At 74.9% G+C, this 17,252-nt stretch carries 16 protein-coding genes and 1 pseudogene; 11 read left to right on the forward strand and 6 right to left on the reverse strand.

Translation table 11 applies throughout. The features are described from left to right. Window positions 1-11 precede the first annotated feature (11 nt). From IG88_RS0106465 to lgt, 10 genes are all read left to right on the forward strand, one after another. Entirely contained in the window at window positions 12-1,520 is a 1,509-nt protein-coding gene (locus tag IG88_RS0106465; protein ID WP_107452062.1) for an anthranilate synthase component I, read from the forward strand. Window positions 1,521-1,604: 84 nt separating this feature from the next. After that, on the forward strand, window positions 1,605-2,246 hold the full coding sequence (locus IG88_RS0106470; RefSeq protein WP_031035923.1) for a TIGR02234 family membrane protein: 642 nt from the start codon (window positions 1,605-1,607) through the stop codon (window positions 2,244-2,246). A gap of 119 nt (window positions 2,247-2,365) precedes the next feature. Continuing rightward, window positions 2,366-2,617 carry an HGxxPAAW family protein gene (locus tag IG88_RS0106475; RefSeq protein ID WP_031035925.1) on the forward strand — a complete coding sequence of 84 codons (252 nt, stop codon included), beginning with the start codon at window positions 2,366-2,368 and terminating at the stop codon, window positions 2,615-2,617. A gap of 94 nt (window positions 2,618-2,711) precedes the next feature. After that, complete coding sequence (locus IG88_RS0106480; protein ID WP_031035927.1) at window positions 2,712-3,161, forward strand: DUF2752 domain-containing protein; 450 nt, start codon at window positions 2,712-2,714, stop codon at window positions 3,159-3,161. 116 nt (window positions 3,162-3,277) lie between these two features. Beyond that, window positions 3,278-4,087: an indole-3-glycerol phosphate synthase TrpC gene (gene trpC, locus IG88_RS0106485; RefSeq protein WP_031035929.1), complete on the forward strand. Its 810-nt coding sequence runs from the start codon at window positions 3,278-3,280 to the stop codon at window positions 4,085-4,087. Window positions 4,088-4,108: 21 nt separating this feature from the next. After that, window positions 4,109-4,303 carry a tryptophan biosynthesis modulator TrpM gene (trpM, locus tag IG88_RS45245; protein WP_037835446.1) on the forward strand — a complete coding sequence of 65 codons (195 nt, stop codon included), beginning with the start codon at window positions 4,109-4,111 and terminating at the stop codon, window positions 4,301-4,303. Window positions 4,304-4,422: 119 nt separating this feature from the next. Further along, a complete protein-coding gene (trpB, locus tag IG88_RS0106490) occupies window positions 4,423-5,706 on the forward strand; it encodes a tryptophan synthase subunit beta (RefSeq protein ID WP_031035931.1) in 1,284 nt (427 codons plus the stop codon). Then, on the forward strand, window positions 5,703-6,518 hold the full coding sequence (gene trpA, locus IG88_RS0106495; protein ID WP_031035933.1) for a tryptophan synthase subunit alpha: 816 nt from the start codon (window positions 5,703-5,705) through the stop codon (window positions 6,516-6,518). The genes trpB and trpA overlap by 4 nt, the downstream gene beginning before the upstream one ends. A gap of 104 nt (window positions 6,519-6,622) precedes the next feature. Beyond that, window positions 6,623-7,396 (forward strand): DsbA family protein, encoded by a 774-nt coding sequence (locus IG88_RS0106500; protein WP_031035935.1) that lies wholly within the window; start codon window positions 6,623-6,625, stop codon window positions 7,394-7,396. 76 nt (window positions 7,397-7,472) lie between these two features. Continuing rightward, window positions 7,473-8,501 carry a prolipoprotein diacylglyceryl transferase gene (gene lgt, locus IG88_RS0106505; RefSeq protein WP_031035937.1) on the forward strand — a complete coding sequence of 343 codons (1,029 nt, stop codon included), beginning with the start codon at window positions 7,473-7,475 and terminating at the stop codon, window positions 8,499-8,501. Between the two features lie 76 nt (window positions 8,502-8,577). Here the strand turns inward: lgt and IG88_RS0106510 are convergent, their stop codons facing one another. From IG88_RS0106510 to IG88_RS38390, 6 genes and pseudogenes are all read right to left on the reverse strand, one after another. Continuing rightward, window positions 8,578-9,426: an HpcH/HpaI aldolase/citrate lyase family protein gene (locus IG88_RS0106510; protein WP_031035939.1), complete on the reverse strand. Its 849-nt coding sequence runs from the start codon at window positions 9,424-9,426 to the stop codon at window positions 8,578-8,580. Next, window positions 9,423-10,649 (reverse strand): CaiB/BaiF CoA transferase family protein, encoded by a 1,227-nt coding sequence (locus IG88_RS0106515; protein WP_031035941.1) that lies wholly within the window; start codon window positions 10,647-10,649, stop codon window positions 9,423-9,425. Before IG88_RS0106515 ends, IG88_RS0106510 begins: the two co-directional genes overlap by 4 nt. Next, window positions 10,595-12,010: an ADP-ribosylglycohydrolase family protein gene (locus tag IG88_RS0106520; RefSeq protein ID WP_031035943.1), complete on the reverse strand. Its 1,416-nt coding sequence runs from the start codon at window positions 12,008-12,010 to the stop codon at window positions 10,595-10,597. Before IG88_RS0106520 ends, IG88_RS0106515 begins: the two co-directional genes overlap by 55 nt. Next, window positions 11,998-13,176: an ADP-ribosylglycohydrolase family protein gene (locus tag IG88_RS0106525; RefSeq protein WP_031035950.1), complete on the reverse strand. Its 1,179-nt coding sequence runs from the start codon at window positions 13,174-13,176 to the stop codon at window positions 11,998-12,000. Before IG88_RS0106525 ends, IG88_RS0106520 begins: the two co-directional genes overlap by 13 nt. Then, window positions 13,173-14,453 carry an ADP-ribosylglycohydrolase family protein gene (locus IG88_RS0106530; protein WP_031035952.1) on the reverse strand — a complete coding sequence of 427 codons (1,281 nt, stop codon included), beginning with the start codon at window positions 14,451-14,453 and terminating at the stop codon, window positions 13,173-13,175. Before IG88_RS0106530 ends, IG88_RS0106525 begins: the two co-directional genes overlap by 4 nt. A gap of 606 nt (window positions 14,454-15,059) precedes the next feature. Further along, window positions 15,060-16,044, reverse strand: a pseudogene (locus tag IG88_RS38390) (ADP-ribosylglycohydrolase family protein); the annotation flags it as partial. A gap of 198 nt (window positions 16,045-16,242) precedes the next feature. On the opposite strand from IG88_RS38390, the gene IG88_RS0106540 reads away from it, so the two are divergent. Beyond that, the gene (locus IG88_RS0106540) at window positions 16,243-16,974 is read left to right on the forward strand and encodes a VIT1/CCC1 transporter family protein (RefSeq protein ID WP_031035955.1); all 732 of its coding nucleotides are present in this window, start codon (window positions 16,243-16,245) and stop codon (window positions 16,972-16,974) included. The last annotated feature ends 278 nt before the right edge of the window (window positions 16,975-17,252 follow it).

Genomic DNA, 17,252 nt, shown 5'->3' on the forward strand with positions numbered 1-17,252 from the left:
GGTCTGCCGCCATGGACGTCACCCACGACATGGACCTCGACACCTTCCGCAAGCTGGCCGCCGACCGCCGGGTCATCCCGGTCGGCCGCAAGCTCCTCGCCGACGGCGACACCCCCGTGGCCCTGTACCGCAAGCTCGCCGCGGAGCGCCCCGGCACGTTCCTGCTGGAGTCCGCCGAGAACGGCAGGTCCTGGTCCCGGTACTCCTTCGTCGGCGTCCGCAGTGCCGCCACCCTCACCGAGAAGGACGGGCAGGCCCACTGGCAGGGCACCCCGCCCGTCGGCGTCCCCACCGGCGGCGACCCGCTCGCCGCGCTGCGCGCCACCGTCGAGGCCCTGCACACCCCGCGCGACCTCGCCGACGACCTCGGTCTGCCGCCCTTCACCGGCGGCATGGTCGGCTACCTCGGCTACGACATCGTGCGCCGCCTGGAGAAGGTCGGCCCCGGGGAGCGCGACGACCTGAAGCTGCCCGAGCTGACCATGCTGCTCACCAGCGACCTCGCCGTCATGGACCACTGGGAGGGCTCGGTCCTGCTGATCGCCAACGCGATCAACCACAACGACCTGGCCACCGGCGTCGACGAGGCCTACGCCGACGCGATCGCCCGCCTGGACGCCATGGAGTCCGACCTCACCCGCGCGGTCGCCCAGCCCCCGGCCGCGCTGCCGCCCTCCGAACTGCCCGAGTACACCGCGCTGTGGGGCGGCCCCGACTTCCAGGACGCCGTCGAGGACATCAAGGAGCGCATCCGCGCGGGCGAGGCCTTCCAGGTCGTCCCCTCCCAGCGCTTCGAGACGCCCTGCACGGCGAGCGCCCTGGACGTCTACCGGGTACTGCGGGCCACCAACCCCTCGCCCTACATGTACCTGCTCCGCCTCGACGGCTTCGACGTGGTCGGGTCGTCCCCCGAGGCGCTGGTCAAGGTCGAGGACGGGCGCGCGATGGTGCACCCCATCGCCGGCACCCGCCCGCGCGGCGCCACGCCGCAGGAGGACCAGGCACTCGCCGAGGAACTGCTCGCCGACCCCAAGGAACGCGCCGAGCACCTGATGCTCGTCGACCTCGGCCGCAACGACCTCGGACGCGTCTGCGAGCCCGGCTCCGTCGAGGTCGTCGACTTCATGTCCGTCGAGCGGTACTCGCACGTCATGCACATCGTCTCGACGGTCACCGGGCGGGTCGCCGCCGGCCGCACCGCCTTCGACGTCCTCACCGCCTGCTTCCCGGCCGGCACCCTCTCCGGCGCCCCCAAGCCGCGCGCCCTGCAGATCATCGACGAACTCGAACCCTCCCGTCGCGGCCTGTACGGCGGCTGCGTCGGCTACCTGGACTTCGCCGGCGACTCCGACACCGCCATCGCCATCCGCACGGCCCTGCTGCGCGACGGCACGGCCTACGTCCAGGCGGGCGCGGGAGTCGTCGCCGACTCCGACCCGGTCGCCGAGGACACCGAGTGCCGCAACAAGGCGGCGGCGGTGCTGCGGGCCGTGCACACGGCCAACCGGCTGGCGCGGTAGGGCCGCCCGGCGGGGGGAGTGGGGCGATTCTCACGTGGGGGAGAGGGAACCCCGGGTGACGGATCGCCCGGGGTCCGGGTGATAGTGGAGTACGTGACAGCCGTTCCTCACCCCCGTACCCCAGCCGCAGGACCCGCCCGGGCCGGCCGCCGGAGCCTCGCCGTCGCCCTGCTGTGCGGCGCGCTCGGCGCCGCCGTCGCCCTGCTCGCCACCCGGCAGGAATGGGCGGAGGGCACCGCGACCGTGGCCGGCGGCGCCTTCCCGCTGACCGCCAGGGGCAGCGACGTCACGGGCGTACCCGCGGCGCTCGCCATAGTCGGCCTCGCCGCGCTCGTCGCCGTCTTCGCCGTCCGGCGGGCCGGCCGCCTCGCCGTCGCCGCCGTGCTCGCGCTCAGCGGCGCGGGCACCGTCGCCGCCGCCCTGACCGGCGCCTCCGACGGCTCCGCCCTGGACGACCAGGCGGCCAAGGCGGCCGGCGACACCTCGGCCACCGTCGACGCGCTCTCCCACACCGCCTGGCCCTACGTGGCGGCCGTGGGCGGCGCCCTGCTCCTGCTGGCCGGGCTGCTCGCGCTGCGCTACGGCCGCCTGTGGCCCGCGATGTCCGGCCGCTACGAGCGCGACGGCACCCCGCGCCCGCGCCGCAGGCCCCAGACCGTCGACCCGGACCGCCCCGAGGACCTGTGGAAGGCCATCGACCGCGGCGAGGACCCCACCGGCGCCTGACCGCCGGCGGACCTGCGTTCACCCGCCGGAGCACCCCCGCTCACGGCGCGTGCCCCCGTGCGGGACAATGGGTGCGAGCGTCCTGCTCAGACATGGCACACAGCAACGAGGAGCAAGCAATGGCGGGCAGCAGCCACGGTCACACCCCGGCCGCCTGGACCGGTGTCATCATCGCCTTCATCGGTTTCTGCATCGCGGGCATGTTCATGGTGGCGGCCCAGCCGTGGGGCTTCTGGGCCGGCATGGCGGTCGTGCTCCTCGGCGGTGTCGTCGGCTACGTCATGAAGATGATGGGCCTCGGCCAGCCGAAGCAGAACCACTCCGTGCACCAGGTCTCCGGCGAGCGAGCGCAGGCCGGCGCCAAGGGCTGACGCGGCCCCGGACCTCCCGAGGGGCGGACCGGCACACGGGTGCCGGAACCGCCCCTCGTGTGCGTGCGGGAGCCGCCGGGGGCAGAATGCGGGCGTGGACGTCGAGAGCGGAAAACCCGGCCGGACCGGCGGCACCACCCGGTTCCGCGGCACGGCCCTGCGGCTGGCCGTCCCCGCCGGGGTGCTCGCCGCCGTCGCCGGTGCCTTCGCCTACGTGGGCAGCGTCGACCCCTACGAGCCCGGCCACTACCCCGTCTGCCCCCTGCTGCGCCTCACGGGCGTCTACTGCCCCGGGTGCGGCGGCCTGCGCAGCGCCCACGCCTTCGTGCACGGCGACCTGACGGCCGCCCTGCACGCCAACGCGCCCGCCGTCCTCGCCTACCTGGGCTTCGCCGTCCTGTGGACCGTCTGGGTGGTCCGCGCCGCCCGGGGCCGCCCCGTGCGGGTCGACCTCGGGCCGGTCCACCTGTGGACGCTGGGGACGTTGCTGCTGGTCTTCACGGTGGTCCGCAACCTGCCCTTCGGGGGCTGGCTCCTGCCGTGACCGCCGTGAAACGTCCAGGTGGCGGGAGCGTGATCGGGTGGATTCGGGGCCGGTGCCCGGCTGCGGATACCATCACAGTGACCACACGTTTTGCCGTCTGAAAGGGGGCCGCTCGCGTGAGTGTGCTCGACGAGATCATCGACGGAGTCCGTGCCGACCTCGCGGAGCGGCAGGCGCGCGTCGGCCTCGACGAGCTCAAGGAGCGCGCGGCCAAGGCCCGTCCCGCCCAGGACGGCGTCGCCGCGCTGCGCGGTGACGGCGTCAAGGTCATCTGCGAGGTCAAGCGCTCCAGCCCGTCCAAGGGCGCGCTCGCGGCCATCGCCGACCCGGCCGGACTCGCCGCCGACTACGAGGCGGGCGGCGCCGCCGTCATCTCCGTCCTCACCGAGCAGCGCCGCTTCGGCGGCTCGCTCGCCGACCTGGACTCGGTCCGGGCCCGGGTGGACATCCCCGTACTGCGCAAGGACTTCATCGTCACCTCGTACCAGCTGTGGGAGGCCCGCGCGCACGGCGCCGACCTCGCGCTGCTGATCGTCGCGGCCCTCGAACAGCCGGCCCTCGAGTCGCTGATCGAGCGGGCCGAGTCCATCGGACTCACCCCGCTCGTCGAGGTGCACGACGAGGACGAGGTCGAGCGCGCGGTGGACGCCGGCGCCAGGGTCATCGGCGTCAACGCGCGCAACCTGAAGACGCTCGAGGTCGACCGCGGCACGTTCGAGCGGGTCGCCCCGGAGATCCCCGCGCACATCGTCAAGGTCGCCGAGTCCGGCGTCCGCGGCCCGCACGACCTCATCGCCTACGCCAACGAGGGCGCCGACGCCGTCCTGGTCGGCGAGTCCCTGGTCACCGGCCGCGACCCGAAGACGGCGGTCTCCGACCTGGTGGCGGCCGGCGAACACCCGGCACTCCGCCACGGCCGGGGCTGACCCGCCGGTAGGCTGACCCCGATGACCCCCGTCCTCACTCCGGCCCCCCGGGACCCGTACGCCCGCCTCGCGCGCGGCTGCCGGCCCCGGGGCTGCCGCGCGCCCGCACGCAGGGTGCACGGCCGCCGCGTGCGGTACGTCATCGGGGACGAACCCGGACAGGTGAACGGCATGCGATGGCTCGGGCGCCCCGCAAGGGGCGCGGGGCTGTATTGAACCTGCGACTCCGTCGCGTGTCCGTGCGCGAGCAGCCACACACGGCCCGGAGCGGTCCGATCCACCCCGCCCCCACGGCGAATCTGCCAGAAACCAGATACTCACCGTGAGGTTCACGCATGCCCAGCAACTTCTTCATCCCCGACCCGGAGGGTCAAGTCCCCTCCGTCGAGGGCTACTTCGGCGCCTACGGGGGCAAGTTCATCCCCGAGGCCCTGGTCGCGGCGGTCGACGAGGTCGCCGTCGAGTACGACAAGGCGAAGTCCGACCCGGAGTTCGCCCGCGAGCTGGACGACCTCCTCGTCCACTACACGGGCCGTCCGTCCTCCCTCACCGAGGTGCCCCGCTTCGCGGAGCACGCGGGCGGAGCCCGGGTCTTCCTCAAGCGCGAGGACCTGAACCACACCGGTTCGCACAAGATCAACAACGTGCTCGGCCAGGCCCTGCTCACCAAGCGCATGGGCAAGACCCGCGTCATCGCCGAGACCGGCGCCGGGCAGCACGGCGTGGCCACGGCGACCGCCTGCGCCCTCTTCGGCCTCGACTGCACCATCTACATGGGCGAGATCGACACCCGCCGCCAGGCCCTCAACGTGGCCCGCATGCGCATGCTCGGCGCCGAGGTCATCGCCGTGAAGTCCGGCAGCCGCACGCTCAAGGACGCGATCAACGAGGCCTTCCGGGACTGGGTCGCCAACGTCGACCGCACCCACTACCTGTTCGGCACCGTCGCGGGCCCCCACCCCTTCCCGGCGATGGTCCGCGACTTCCACCGCGTCATCGGCGTCGAGGCCCGCCGCCAGCTCCTGGAGCAGGCCGGACGCCTGCCCGACGCCGCGATCGCCTGCGTCGGCGGCGGCTCCAACGCCATCGGCCTCTTCCACGCCTTCATCCCCGACGCCGGCGTCCGCCTCATCGGCTGCGAGCCCGCCGGGCACGGCGTCGCGACCGGCGAGCACGCGGCCACCCTGACCGCGGGCGAGCCCGGCATCCTGCACGGCTCCCGGTCCTACGTCCTCCAGGACGACGAGGGCCAGATCACCGAGCCGTACTCCATCTCGGCCGGCCTGGACTACCCCGGCATCGGCCCCGAGCACGCCTACCTCAAGGACTCCGGCCGCGGCGAGTACCGCGCGGTCACCGACGACGCCGCCATGCAGGCGCTGCGGCTGCTGTCGCGCACCGAGGGCATCATCCCGGCCATCGAGAGCGCCCACGCGCTGGCCGGCGCCCTGGAGGTCGGCAAGGAGCTGGGCGAGGACGGGCTGATCGTGGTCAACCTGTCCGGCCGCGGGGACAAGGACATGGACACCGCCGCCCGCTACTTCGGGCTCTACGACACCGACGCCCAGGTCGCCGAGGACGCCGCCGGCACCGCCGAGATCGAGGGGGACGCCAAGTGAGCGGGAACGTACGGCTGCTGAACGACACCCTCGCGGCGGCGAAGTCCGAGGGCCGCGCCGCGCTGATCGCCTACCTCCCGGCCGGGTTCCCGACCGTGGACGGCGGCATCGAGGCGATCAAGGCCGCGCTCGACGGCGGCGCCGACGTCGTCGAGGTGGGCCTGCCGCACAGCGACCCGGTGCTCGACGGCCCGGTGATCCAGACCGCCGACGACATCGCCCTGCGCGGCGGTGTGCGGATCGCCGACGTGATGCGCACGGTCCGCGAGGCGCACGGGGCCACCGGCAAGCCGATCCTCGTCATGACGTACTGGAACCCCATCGACCGCTACGGCGTGGAGCGCTTCACCGCCGAGCTGGCCGAGGCGGGCGGCGCCGGGTGCATCCTGCCCGACCTGCCGGTCCAGGAGTCGGCGCTGTGGCGGGAGCACGCGGACAAGCACGGGCTCGCCACGGTCTTCGTGGTCGCGCCCAGCAGCAAGGACGCGCGGCTCGCCGAGATCACCGCGGCCGGCAGCGGCTTCGTCTACGCCGCCTCCCTCATGGGCGTCACCGGCACCCGCGAGTCGGTCGGCGCGCAGGCCGAGGACCTGGTGCGGCGTACCCGCGCCACCACCGGCACCCCCGTCTGCGTCGGCCTCGGCGTCTCCAACGCCGCCCAGGCGGCCGAGGTGGCCGGCTTCGCCGACGGTGTGATCGTCGGCTCGGCCTTCGTCAAGCGGATGCTGGACGCGCCCGACGACGCGGCCGGCGTCGAGGGCGTCCGCGCGCTCGCCGCCGACCTGGCGAAGGGCGTGCGCGGACAGGCGTGAGGGTGGCCCGTATCCGCGGGGCGGGCCCATGACAGAGGTCCCTCGTACGGGTGGACCTGGGACCGGGGAGGCGCGCTGCGCCTCCCCGGTTCGTTCTGCGGGGTGTGAGCGAGAAGAACCGACAGGGAAAGCGCAGCGCCCGCGAGAAGATGGCGGCCGAGCGCGAGAAGCAGAGGTCCAGGGACAAGCGCCGCCGTGCGCTGATCGTCGGCGCGAGCGTGGTCTGCGTCCTCGGCCTCGCGGCGGTGATCGGCGTGATCGCCGCGAACGCGGGCAAGGACGACGGCAGCGAGTCGAGCGGTCCGGTCGTGGCGCCGTCCGGCGCGCAGGGCAAGGACGGCCTCGCCATCCCCGTCGGCAAGGAGAGCGCCAAGTCCAAGCTCACCGTCTGGGAGGACTTCCGCTGCCCGGCCTGCAAGGCCTTCGAGCTGGCGTACCGGGACACCGTCCACGAGCTGACCGCCGCCGGGCAGCTCAAGGTCGAGTACCACCTGGCCACGATCATCGACGGCAACATGGGCGGCACCGGCTCCCGCAAGGCGGCCAACGCCGCGGCCTGCGCCCAGGACGCCGGAAAGTTCCCCGCCTACCACGACGTGCTGTACGACAACCAGCCCCCGGAGACCGAGGACGCCTTCGCCGACGAGAGCAAGCTGCTCGGCCTGGCGGGCAAGGTCGACGGCCTCGACACCGCCCCCTTCCAGGAGTGCGTGAAGAACGGCAGGCACAACAGCTGGGTGGAGAAGTCCAACAAGGCATTCCAGGGGGGCGGCTTCAGCGGGACCCCGACGGTGCTCCTGGACGGCAAGAACATCTACCAGGACCGCTCCATGACCCCGGCCAAGCTCAAGCAGATGGTGGAGGAGGCCAACAAGTAGCGCGCCCGCTCGTTACGGACCCGTAGCCGGGCTGCCCGCCGCGCGTCCCGTCCGACACGGTAGCGTCGACCCTGCCATGGAACTTGCCTTCATTCCCAGCCCGTCGCGCGGGGTGCTGTACCTCGGTCCCGTCCCGCTGCGCGGCTACGCGTTCTGCATCATCATCGGCGTCTTCGTAGCCGTCTGGCTCGGCAACAAGCGCTGGATCGCCCGGGGCGGGCGGCCCGGCACGGTGGCCGACATCGCGGTCTGGGCCGTTCCCTTCGGTCTGGTCGGCGGACGCCTGTACCACGTGATCACGGACTACCAGCTCTACTTCAGCGAGGGCCGGGACTGGGTCGACGCCTTCAAGGTCTGGGAGGGCGGGCTCGGCATCTGGGGCGCGATCGCGTTCGGTGCGCTGGGCGCCTGGATCGGGGCCCGGCGCCGGGGCATCCCGATGCCCGCGTACGCCGACGCCGTCGCCCCCGGCATCGCCCTCGCGCAGGCCATCGGCCGCTGGGGCAACTGGTTCAACCAGGAGCTGTACGGCAGGGCGACCGACCTGCCGTGGGCCGTGGAGATCACCTCGACGTCCGACGGACGGGTGCCGGGCACCTACCACCCGACCTTCCTGTACGAGTCGCTGTGGTGCATCGGCGTCGCGCTGCTCGTCATCTGGGCCGACCGCCGCTTCAAGCTGGGCCACGGGCGGGCCTTCGCCCTGTACGTGGCGGCGTACTGCGCGGGCCGGTTCTGGATCGAGTACATGCGCGTCGACGACGCCCACCACATCCTCGGCCTGCGCCTGAACAACTGGACCGCGCTCCTCGTGTTCCTGCTCGCCGTGGTGTACATCGTGGTCTCGGCACGCAAGCGGCCGGGCCGGGAGGCCGTGGTGGAGCCGGGTGCGGAGCCCGCGGACGGCAAGACCGGTGCCGACGGCGAGGCGGGTGCCGACGGTGAGGCGGGTACCGAGGGCGACACCCGTGCCGACGGCGAAGCCGGTGCCGGCGACGCGGAGGACGGCGGCGACACGGACGCCGCGGCCGACGCGCGGGACGGCGAGGGCGCGAAGGACGGCGGGGCCGTGAAGAACGGCGCGGACTCCGCCAGGAAGGGCTGATCACCAGCCCGCCGAAGACGCCGCCGAGGGCGCCCGGGACCTCCCGGGCGCCCTCGGCGTCTGCCGGGCGCACGGCTCAGGACAGGGCGGGCCGCCCGGCCAGCGACAGGGTCCGCCGGGCCGTCGCCACCACCGCCGCGTCGATGAACCGGCCGTCCGGCAGCGCCTGCGCGCCCGGCTGGACCGCGGCGGCCTTCACGATCGTCTCCGCCTCCTCCAGCTCCCGTTCGGTCGGCAGGTACGCCCGCTCGATGACCGGTAGCTGACGGGGGTGGATCGCGGCCCGCCCCAGGAACCCCAGGGCCCGGCCATGGGCGCAGGACGCCGCCAGGCCCTCCAGGTCCCGGGTGTCCGGATGCACCGTCTGGGAGGGCGGCGCCAGACCCGCCGCCCGCGCCGCCACGACCACGCGCGAGCGCGACCAGTCCAGGCCGGCGTCCCCGCGCACGCCCAGGTCGGCCCGGAGGTCCGCCTCCCCGAGGGCGATGCCGCGCAGCGCCGGATGGGCGCCGGCGATCCGGTACGCCCGCTCGACCCCGAGGGCCGTCTCCAGCAGCGCGTACAGCGGCGGGCCGCCGGTGCCCTCGGCCACCCCGGTGACCTGCTCCGGCGCCGTCACCTTGGGCAGCCGCAGCCCGGCCAGCCCCGGCAGCCGGGCCAGCGCCGCGAGGTCCGCGGCGGCGAGCGGGCCGTCCAGGGCGTTGACGCGGACGTGCACCGGCACCGGCTGCGGCTCGGTGAGCAGCTCGGCCGTGGCGTCGCGGGCGTACTCCTTGCGGTCGGCGGCGACCGCGTCCTCCAGGTCGACCACCACCACGTCGGCGCCGGCGGCCAGAGCCTTGGCCACCACCCGGGGCCGGTCCCCGGGGGCGTACAACCAGGTCAGCGGGGGCGCGGTCGGGGACACGGCCGGGGGTGCGGTCATACGACGCCCTCCTCGCGCAGCTCCTTCACGTCCGCCGGGGTCAGCCCCAGCCCGGTCAGCACCTCCTCGGTGTCGGCGCCGTGCGGGCGGCCCGCCCAGCGGACGGCGCCCGGGGTGGCGGAGAGCCGGAAGAGGACGTTCTGCATGCGCAGCGGGCCCAGCTCCGGGTCGTCGACGGTGGTGATCGTGTCGAGCGCCCGGTACTGCGGGTCGCTCATCACGTCCCGCACGTCCTGGACCGGTGCCACCGCCGCCTCGGCCTCCTCGAACGCGGCGAGCACGTCGGCGCGGGAGTGCCGGGCGATCCACTCGCCGACGGCCGCGTCCAGGACGTCCGTGTGCCGGGCCCGCTCGGCACCGCTCGCGAACCAGGGCTCCTCGATCAGCTCGGGGCGGCCCACCAGCCGCATCACCCGCTCGGCGACGGACTGGGCCGAGGTGGAGACGGCGACCCAGGTGCCGTCGGCGGTGCGGTAGGTGTTGCGCGGCGCGTTGTTCTGCGAGCGGTTGCCGGTGCGCGGCTGGACGTGGCCGAGCTGGTCGTACCAGAGGGGCTGCGGGCCCAGCACGGTCAGGATCGGTTCGATGATCGCCATGTCGACGACCTGGCCCTCGCCGGTGCGTTCCCGGGCGGCCAGCGCCGTCATCACGGCGTACGCCGTCGCGAGGGCGGCGATCGAGTCGGCGAGGCCGAAGGGCGGCAGCGTCGGCGGTGCGTCCGGCTCGCCGGTCATGGCCGCGAAGCCGCTCATGGCCTCGGCGAGGGTGCCGAAGCCGGGGCGGTGCGCGTACGGGCCGAACTGGCCGAAGCCGGTGACCCGGGTCAGCACCAGGCGGGGGTTGACGGCGGACAGCTCGTCCCAGCCCAGGTCCCACTTCTCCAGGGTGCCCGGCCGGAAGTTCTCGACGACGACGTCGGCGGTGGCGGCGAGCCGGAGCAGCGTGGCGCGGCCCGCGGGTTTCGACAGGTCCAGGGTGATCGTGTGCTTGTTGCGGCCCAGCAGCTTCCACCACAGGCCGACCCCGTCCTTCGACGGGCCGTGCCCCCGGGACGGATCGGGCCGGGTGGGGTGCTCGACCTTGACGACCTCGGCGCCGAAGTCGCCGAGCATGGTGGCGGCGAGGGGGCCCGCGAAGAGGGTGGCGAGGTCGAGGACGCGCAGGCCGGTCAGCGGGGCGGGAGCGGGAGCGGCGGCGGGGCGAGGGGCGGCGGGCTCGGGCATGGGCGGGTGGCCTCCCGGTGGGTGAGGTGGGCGAGGGCGTCGAAGCCGGTGCCGTCGAAGCCGCGGACGGAGGTGGCCAGGCGGTTCTTCAGCGGGGCCGTCCAGTGCTCGGGCAGCGCGGCGGGGGACCCGGCGAGCAGCCCGGCGACGCTGCCGACGGTGGCGCCGTTGGAGTCGGTGTCCCAGCCGCCGGAGACGACGCGGGCGAGCGAGCCGGTGAAGTCGCCGTCCGCGTGGGTGAGCGCGGCGGCGATCATGGCCGTGTTGGGAACGGCGTGCACCCAGTGGTGCGCGGGGGAGTGCACGGCGTGGAGTTCGTCCACGACCGCGTCGAAGTCGTCGTGCGCGCCCGCGAGCTCCACGGCGTGCCGGACGGCCCGGGCGAGGCGGGACCCGGGCGGGACGACCGCGAGGCCGGCGCGCAGACAGGCGTGGACGTCGGGAGCGTCGTCGGGGGCCGCGGCGGCGATGACGGCCGCCGCGAACATGGCCGCGTAGACGCCGTTGGCGGTGTGGCTCAGGGTCGCGTCGCGGTGCGCCTGCCCGGCGGCGGCGGCCGGGTCGCCGGGGTTGGTCCAGCCGTGCACGTCGGCACGGATCAGGGCGCCGATCCACTCGCGGAAGGGGTTGCGCAGGCGGGCGGTGTCCGGGGGTTCGAGGCCGGTGAGGAGGTTGCGCAGGGCGAGGCGTTCGGCGGTGAAGGCGCGGCCGGGCGGGAGTTCGTCGAGCCAGACGCGGGCCACGTCCTCGGTGCGGAAGGCCCTGCCGTGGCGCTGCAGGAGCAGGAGGTTCAGGAGCGGGTAGTCGAGGTCGTCGTCCTCCGGCATGCCGTCGATGTTCTCGACCAGGGAGGTGGACGCGGACCGGCGGTTCCAGGGGTACGCGGCGAGCAGGTCGCGGGGCACGCCCCGGGCGGTGAAGTAGCCGGCCGGGGGCCAGTTGCCGGCGGCCCGGCCGAGGCGGCGGATGCCGGTCAGGGGCAGCTTCTCGACGGGTTTGCCGAGCAGGCAGCCTGCGGCGCGGCCGAGCCAGGCGGCCTCCAGGCGGGCGGGGGAGACGGAGGCGGCGGGGCGCGGGGACGGCCAGTCGGGGCACCGTGCCCTGATCCGGCCGAGGTCGTCCGGCTCGTCGTCCGCCGAGGGGCGGGGCAGGCGGGCCAGTTCGTCCAGGAGGTCCTCGGCCAGACGGCGCAGGCGCGGGGAGGCGGGAGCGGCGGAGGCGCCCGCCCGGGACGGGGCCTCGTCGCCGCCCGCCGCCCGCCAGCGGGCCGCGACCGCCGACGCGTCGCGGCCGTCCAGTTGCGCCTGGCGCAGCTCGTGGCCGACCAGGTCCTCGGGCTGCACCCAGGTCAGCCGGAGCATCCCGCACCCCCGAGCGCGGCGAACGCCTCCTCGTGCGCGCGGCGCCGGCGCACGTCCCGCGCGAAGACCTCCCGCGCGACCCCGGTGAGCGTCGCCGCGGGCGCCCACAGGTCCAGACGGCTGGCCTCCGCGACGGTCTTGGCCCAGTCCTCGGGCACCGGCGAGCCCAGTGCCCCGGCGAGCGCGCCCGCCATCGTGGCGACGGAGTCGCAGTCGCGGCCGTAGTTGACGGCGCCGAGGACCGCGTGCCGGAAGTCGCCGCCGGAGACGACCAGCATTCCGAGGGCGATCGGCAGTTCCTCGATCGCGTGCAGCCGGGAGGGGCGCCGGGCACCGAGCGAGGGGGCGCGGTAGTCGGGGCCCACGGTGTCGTAGGGGGCGACGGCCGCGCGCAGCGGTGCGAGCGCCGACTCGAAGTCCGAGTGGCGCACCGCCTCGTCGCACACCGCCTCGATCGCCGCCCGGGTGCCGTCCTTGGCCAGGGCCAGGCAGGCGGCCACCACCGACTCGGGCCCCGCCCCCGGCACGCACGCCGCGGCCACCGCCGCCGCGAAGACACCGGCCGCCTCACGGCCGTAGGACGACTGGTGCGCGCCCGCGACGTCCAGGGCCTCGGCGTAGGCGGCCTCCGGGTTCGCGGCGTTGACCAGGCCGACCGGGGCCATGTACATCGCGGCACCGCAGTTGACGATGTTGCCGGTGCCGGCCTCGCGCGGGTCCACGTGGCCGTAGTGGATCCGCGCGACCAGCCACTTCTCGGCGAGGAAGATCCGCTGGAGGGGGAGGGCCTCGGCCTCCAGCTCGGGGATCCAGCGGGGGTTCGTGATCAGGTCCGGGACGAGGTGATCGGCGACCGCGTAGGCGTCGAGGTGGTCGCGGACGGTGTCGTAGACGCGGACCAGCGCGTGTGTCATCAGGGTGTCGTCGGTGACGTGGCCGTCGCCCTTGTGGTACGGCGCGACGGGGCGGGCGGTGCGCCAGGCGTCGCCGTTCCAGGGGCCGACGACGCCGTGGACGCGGCCGCCGTGGCGTTCGAGGATCTGCTCGGGGGAGTAGCCCTCGACGGGGCCGCCGAGCGCGTCGCCGACGGCCGCGCCGACGAGGGCGCCGGTGACCCGCTCGTCGAGGGGCGTGGTGATGCCGTGGTCCGGGGTGGTGGGGGTCATGGTGTGGTGGCTCGTCCTTCCGGTGGGGACGGTTGCGCGGCGTGCAGGGCGGCGGCGAGCTCGACCAGGTCGGTGCCGGTGAGCCGGGGCAGGACGCAGCCGGGCAGGGTGCGGCAGGCGTCCCGCCAGGACGCGGGGACCGAGGCGCCGCCGCCGAGCGCGCCGGTGAGGGCGCCGGCCAGCGCGGGGGCGGAGTCCGCGACGCGGGACAGGCAGGCCGCCGCCGGTACCGCCTCGGCGATGCGGCCCCGGGCGGCGGTGGCCAGGGCCAGGGCGACGGGGACGGTCTCGGCGGCGGCGATGCCGTAGCTGTAGACGTGGTCGACGATGCGGTGTTCGAGGAGCGGGACCAGGGCGAAGGTGCTCTCGGCGCCCGCCGCGAGGGCCAGGGCCTGGCGGGCGTTGCGGCCGATCTCCGTCGCCTCGGGGAGTTCGGCGAGCGCGGCCGTGACGCAGGCGTCCACGTCGGCGCCGTCGAGGGCGCGGGCCAGGGCCGCCGCCATGGCCCGGGCGCCGTGCACGCCGTCTCCGTCCTGGGTGTAGCGGGCGTCGAACTCGGCGAGGTCGGCGGCGGGGCGCGGGGCACCGGGATGGGCGACGGCGAGGACGCAGGCCCTTACGCAGGCGGCGTCGTCGAAATAGTGCGGGTTGTCGTGGCCGGTGGCGGGCGGGCGCAGGCCGGCGGCGAGATTGCCGAGCCCGGCCCGCACCGAGATGCGGGCGCGCAGGGGCAGCACCGCCGACTCGACCTCGGGGGCGCGGTCGGCCGCCGCGGCCACCTCGCTGGCGACGGCGTTCCAGGTCAGGTCGATCGCGGCCCGCATCCGGCGGTCTCGGCTCAGGTCCCCGAGCAGGCTGTCGTCCCCGGCCCGCAGTACCGCCTCCGCCGCGAACGCCGCCCACTCGGCGTCGTCCGAGGGGCCGAGGCGCAGCGGCTCCGGGGGCTGGTTCAGGGCGATGGGGACGGGGAGGGTGGTGGTCGCGTTCTGCTCGGCGAAGGTGTCCAGCTCGCGGGTGAGCCGGCGCGTCCACTGCGGCATCCGGGCGGCCCGGTGGCGGGCGGCGGGCCAGCCGGCGGCGTCCCCCGCGGCGAGCCCGAGCAGCAGCCCCTCGACGCGGTCGCCGGGCGGTACCGCGTGGGGCGATGCCGTTGCCGTGGTCGTGTCGGGTTCTGGTCGGTGTCCGCTTCCGCCGGGTGTGTGGGGCTGTGGTGTGGTGGGCGCTTCGACGTACGCCGTGGCTTCCGGCGCCCCGATGCCGCCGGGTGCCCTGCTCACGGTCCCACCTCGGCCGCCGTGCCGGTGTCCGGGACGTCGGCGTTCTTCGCGGCGGGTCGGGGCAGGAGTCCCTCGACGCGGTCGCCGGGCGGTACCGCGTGGGGCGATGCCGTTGCTGTGGTCGTGTCGGGTTCTGGTCGGTGTCTGCTTCCGCCGGGTGTGTGGGGCTGTGGTGTGTCGGGCGCTTCGACGTACGCCGTGGCTTCCGGCGCCCCGATGCCGCCGGGTGCCCTGCTCACGGTCCCACCTCGGCCGCTGTGCCGGTGTCCGGGACGGGAAGGCACGCGGTGGGGGCGGGGCCGCCGGGCGGCTCACTCCGCGGGCGGGACGCAGCTCGCGCGCGCACCCGGCGTGCGTCCGGCCGGTCGCGCTCGGTGCCCGGCGGCTCCGGGTGAGGGGGAGTGGGCTCCGGCTCCCGGGCCGGTGCTTCCCGGGTTCCCGACGGGGCCTCCTGGGGCTCGCGGGGCGGTGTCCCGCCGGTTCCGGACGGCGCCCCCTGCGGGTCCGGGAGCGCCGGGGGCCCCGGTGGCACAGGTCGCGAGCCCGAGGGCCCGGTGAGTCCCGGTACGTGCTCCGGTCCCGGTGGCACCTCCCGTGCGGCGCGGGTCAGCAGGTCCGCCACCTCCAGGACGTGGTGGCCGGCCATCGTCGGCAGGCAGGAGCCGCGGACCGGGCCGATGGCGGCGGCCCAGTCGGCCGGGACGGCCTGGACGCCGCGGGTCGCGCCGGCCAGGGCGCCGGCCACCGCGGCCGTGGTGTCGGCGTCGCGGCCCATGTTGACGGCGGTCAGCACGGCGTCCGTGAAGTCGCCGTCGGCCGCCGCGTACGCGCCGAAGGCGAGGGCGACGGCCTCGGGCGCCAGGTCGGTCCACGGGTAGCCGCCGATGACCACCGCGGAGCGCACCGCCCGTTCGCCGCGGTGGGCCGCCGTCATCGCGCGGCGCAGACAGCGCGCCGTCCACGAGTCGTCCGGCACGACCGCCAGCGCGGAGGCCACCACCGCGACGGTCGACGCCCCGGCCATCGCCGCCGCGACGCCCGCCGCCACCGCCTGGCCGCCGTAGATGCCCTCGCCCTCGTGGCTGACCGAGCCGTCGATCGCCGCCAGCCGGGCCGCCTCCGCGGGCCGCCCGGCCGCGAACACGCCGTGCGGCGCGGCCCGCATCGCCAGCCCGTCGCTCCAGGCGTGCCGGTGCTGGGCGGAGATCGGGGCGGCCAGGCCCCGGCGCAGGTTCTCCAGGGTGCCGCGCTCGCTGAAGCCCGCGCCCCGGAACGGGCCCTCCTCCCGGTCGGCGATCCACTCGTGCCAGGCCGTCTCCACGTGGGCCGGGGTGAGCGCGGCGCCGTGGCGGGCCAGCAGCAGCCCCGAGAAGATCGCGTACTCGGTGTCGTCGGTCCCGGCGGGCCGGTCGGCCACGTATCCCGTGATGCGGCCCCAGCGGGCGCGGATCTCCGAGGGCTTCATGTTCTCGGCCGGAGCCCCGAGGGCGTCCCCGACGGCCAGTCCGAGCAGGGCGCCCCGGGCCCGGTCGCGGAGCACGACGGCGCCCTTCGACGCGGGGACCGGGGGAATGCAGGCGGTGGATGCCATGCGGCCTCTCCTCTCCCTCGGCACATCTGTCCCCGGTGCGCCGGGCACCGCAGCCGAACCACGGCCGGTGTCACCCGCTCGGCACAAAACCGCAGGTAAGCCCAGCCTTTCCTTGCTGGCGGGAAGGAAATGACCGGCGTAGATTGAGTGTTGTTAAAAAGTGGAATCAGTCCAAACTAGCTGTCCGGGGGAACCCTCATGGCCATCATCGAGACCGAGGCGCCGCTCCACGAGGCGCACCGCGACAACCACACCCACCGCGACGTGAACGGCGGCTGGCTGCGCCCCGCCGTCTTCGGTGCCATGGACGGACTGGTCTCCAACCTCGCCCTGATGACCGGTGTCGCCGGCGGCACGGCGAGCCAGCAGACCGTGGTGATCAGCGGACTCGCGGGACTGGCGGCCGGCGCCTTCTCCATGGCCGCCGGCGAGTACACCTCCGTCGCCTCCCAGCGTGAGCTGGTCGAGGCCGAGCTGGACGTCGAGCGCCGCGAGCTCAAGAAGCACCCGGCGGACGAGGAGGCCGAGCTGGCCGCGCTCTACGAGTCGCGCGGCGTCGAGCCGGAGCTGGCCCGCGAGGTGGCCCGCCAGCTCTCCAGCGACCCCGAGCAGGCGCTGGAGATACACGCCCGCGAGGAACTCGGCATCGACCCCTCCGACCTGCCCTCGCCGCTGGTCGCGGCCGTGTCCTCGTTCGGCTCCTTCGCGCTGGGCGCCCTGCTGCCCGTCCTGCCCTTCCTGCTCGGCGCCAGTGCGCTGTGGCCCGCGGTGCTGCTCGCCCTGGCCGGGCTGTTCCTGTGCGGTGCGGTGGTCGCCAAGGTCACGGCCCGTAGCTGGTGGTACAGCGGCCTGCGGCAGCTCGCCCTGGGCGGTGCGGCGGCCGGTGTGACGTATCTCCTGGGCAGCCTGTTCGGAACGGCCGTAGGATAGCCCGGCTCGAACTTATGCGGCGGGCCGCATAAGTACCCGCACTCGCAGCCGTTACTCGCTGGTTTCGAGCGCGTAATCTCCGGGCATGAGCCGTAAGCGCTGTGGGCAATGAGGCCTGCCGTGCATCCGCGGAGTGGGCGACGACGCTCCCTCCGCGCCCCCGGACCGACGGACACCGATCTGCCCGTTCCGGTCCCCACAACTTCCACCCACGGGTGCGGTACCCCCGCCGCACCCCGTCGGTGTCCGCATGTTGGAACGGATTGTCCCGTTTACCG

Source organism: Streptomyces sp. NRRL F-5650 (assembly GCF_000721365.1).
GTDB classification, from domain to species: domain Bacteria; phylum Actinomycetota; class Actinomycetes; order Streptomycetales; family Streptomycetaceae; genus Streptomyces; species Streptomyces ardesiacus.

Bases quoted from the DNA above. Each gene is read 5' to 3' on its own strand.
- IG88_RS0106465 (WP_107452062.1), top strand. From the start codon at position 12: ATGGACGTCACCCACGACATGGACCTCGACACCTTCCGCAAGCTGGCC.
- IG88_RS0106525 (WP_031035950.1), bottom strand. From the start codon at position 13,176: ATGACCCCCACCACCCCGGACCACGGCATCACCACGCCCCTCGACGAG.
- trpM (WP_037835446.1), top strand. From the start codon at position 4,109: ATGACCCCCGTCCTCACTCCGGCCCCCCGGGACCCGTACGCCCGCCTC.
- trpB (WP_031035931.1), top strand. From the start codon at position 4,423: ATGCCCAGCAACTTCTTCATCCCCGACCCGGAGGGTCAAGTCCCCTCC.
- IG88_RS0106475 (WP_031035925.1), top strand. From the start codon at position 2,366: ATGGCGGGCAGCAGCCACGGTCACACCCCGGCCGCCTGGACCGGTGTC.
- IG88_RS0106520 (WP_031035943.1), bottom strand. From the start codon at position 12,010: ATGCTCCGGCTGACCTGGGTGCAGCCCGAGGACCTGGTCGGCCACGAG.
- lgt (WP_031035937.1), top strand. From the start codon at position 7,473: ATGGAACTTGCCTTCATTCCCAGCCCGTCGCGCGGGGTGCTGTACCTC.
- IG88_RS0106540 (WP_031035955.1), top strand. From the start codon at position 16,243: ATGGCCATCATCGAGACCGAGGCGCCGCTCCACGAGGCGCACCGCGAC.
- IG88_RS0106510 (WP_031035939.1), bottom strand. From the start codon at position 9,426: ATGACCGCACCCCCGGCCGTGTCCCCGACCGCGCCCCCGCTGACCTGG.
- IG88_RS0106515 (WP_031035941.1), bottom strand. From the start codon at position 10,649: ATGCCCGAGCCCGCCGCCCCTCGCCCCGCCGCCGCTCCCGCTCCCGCC.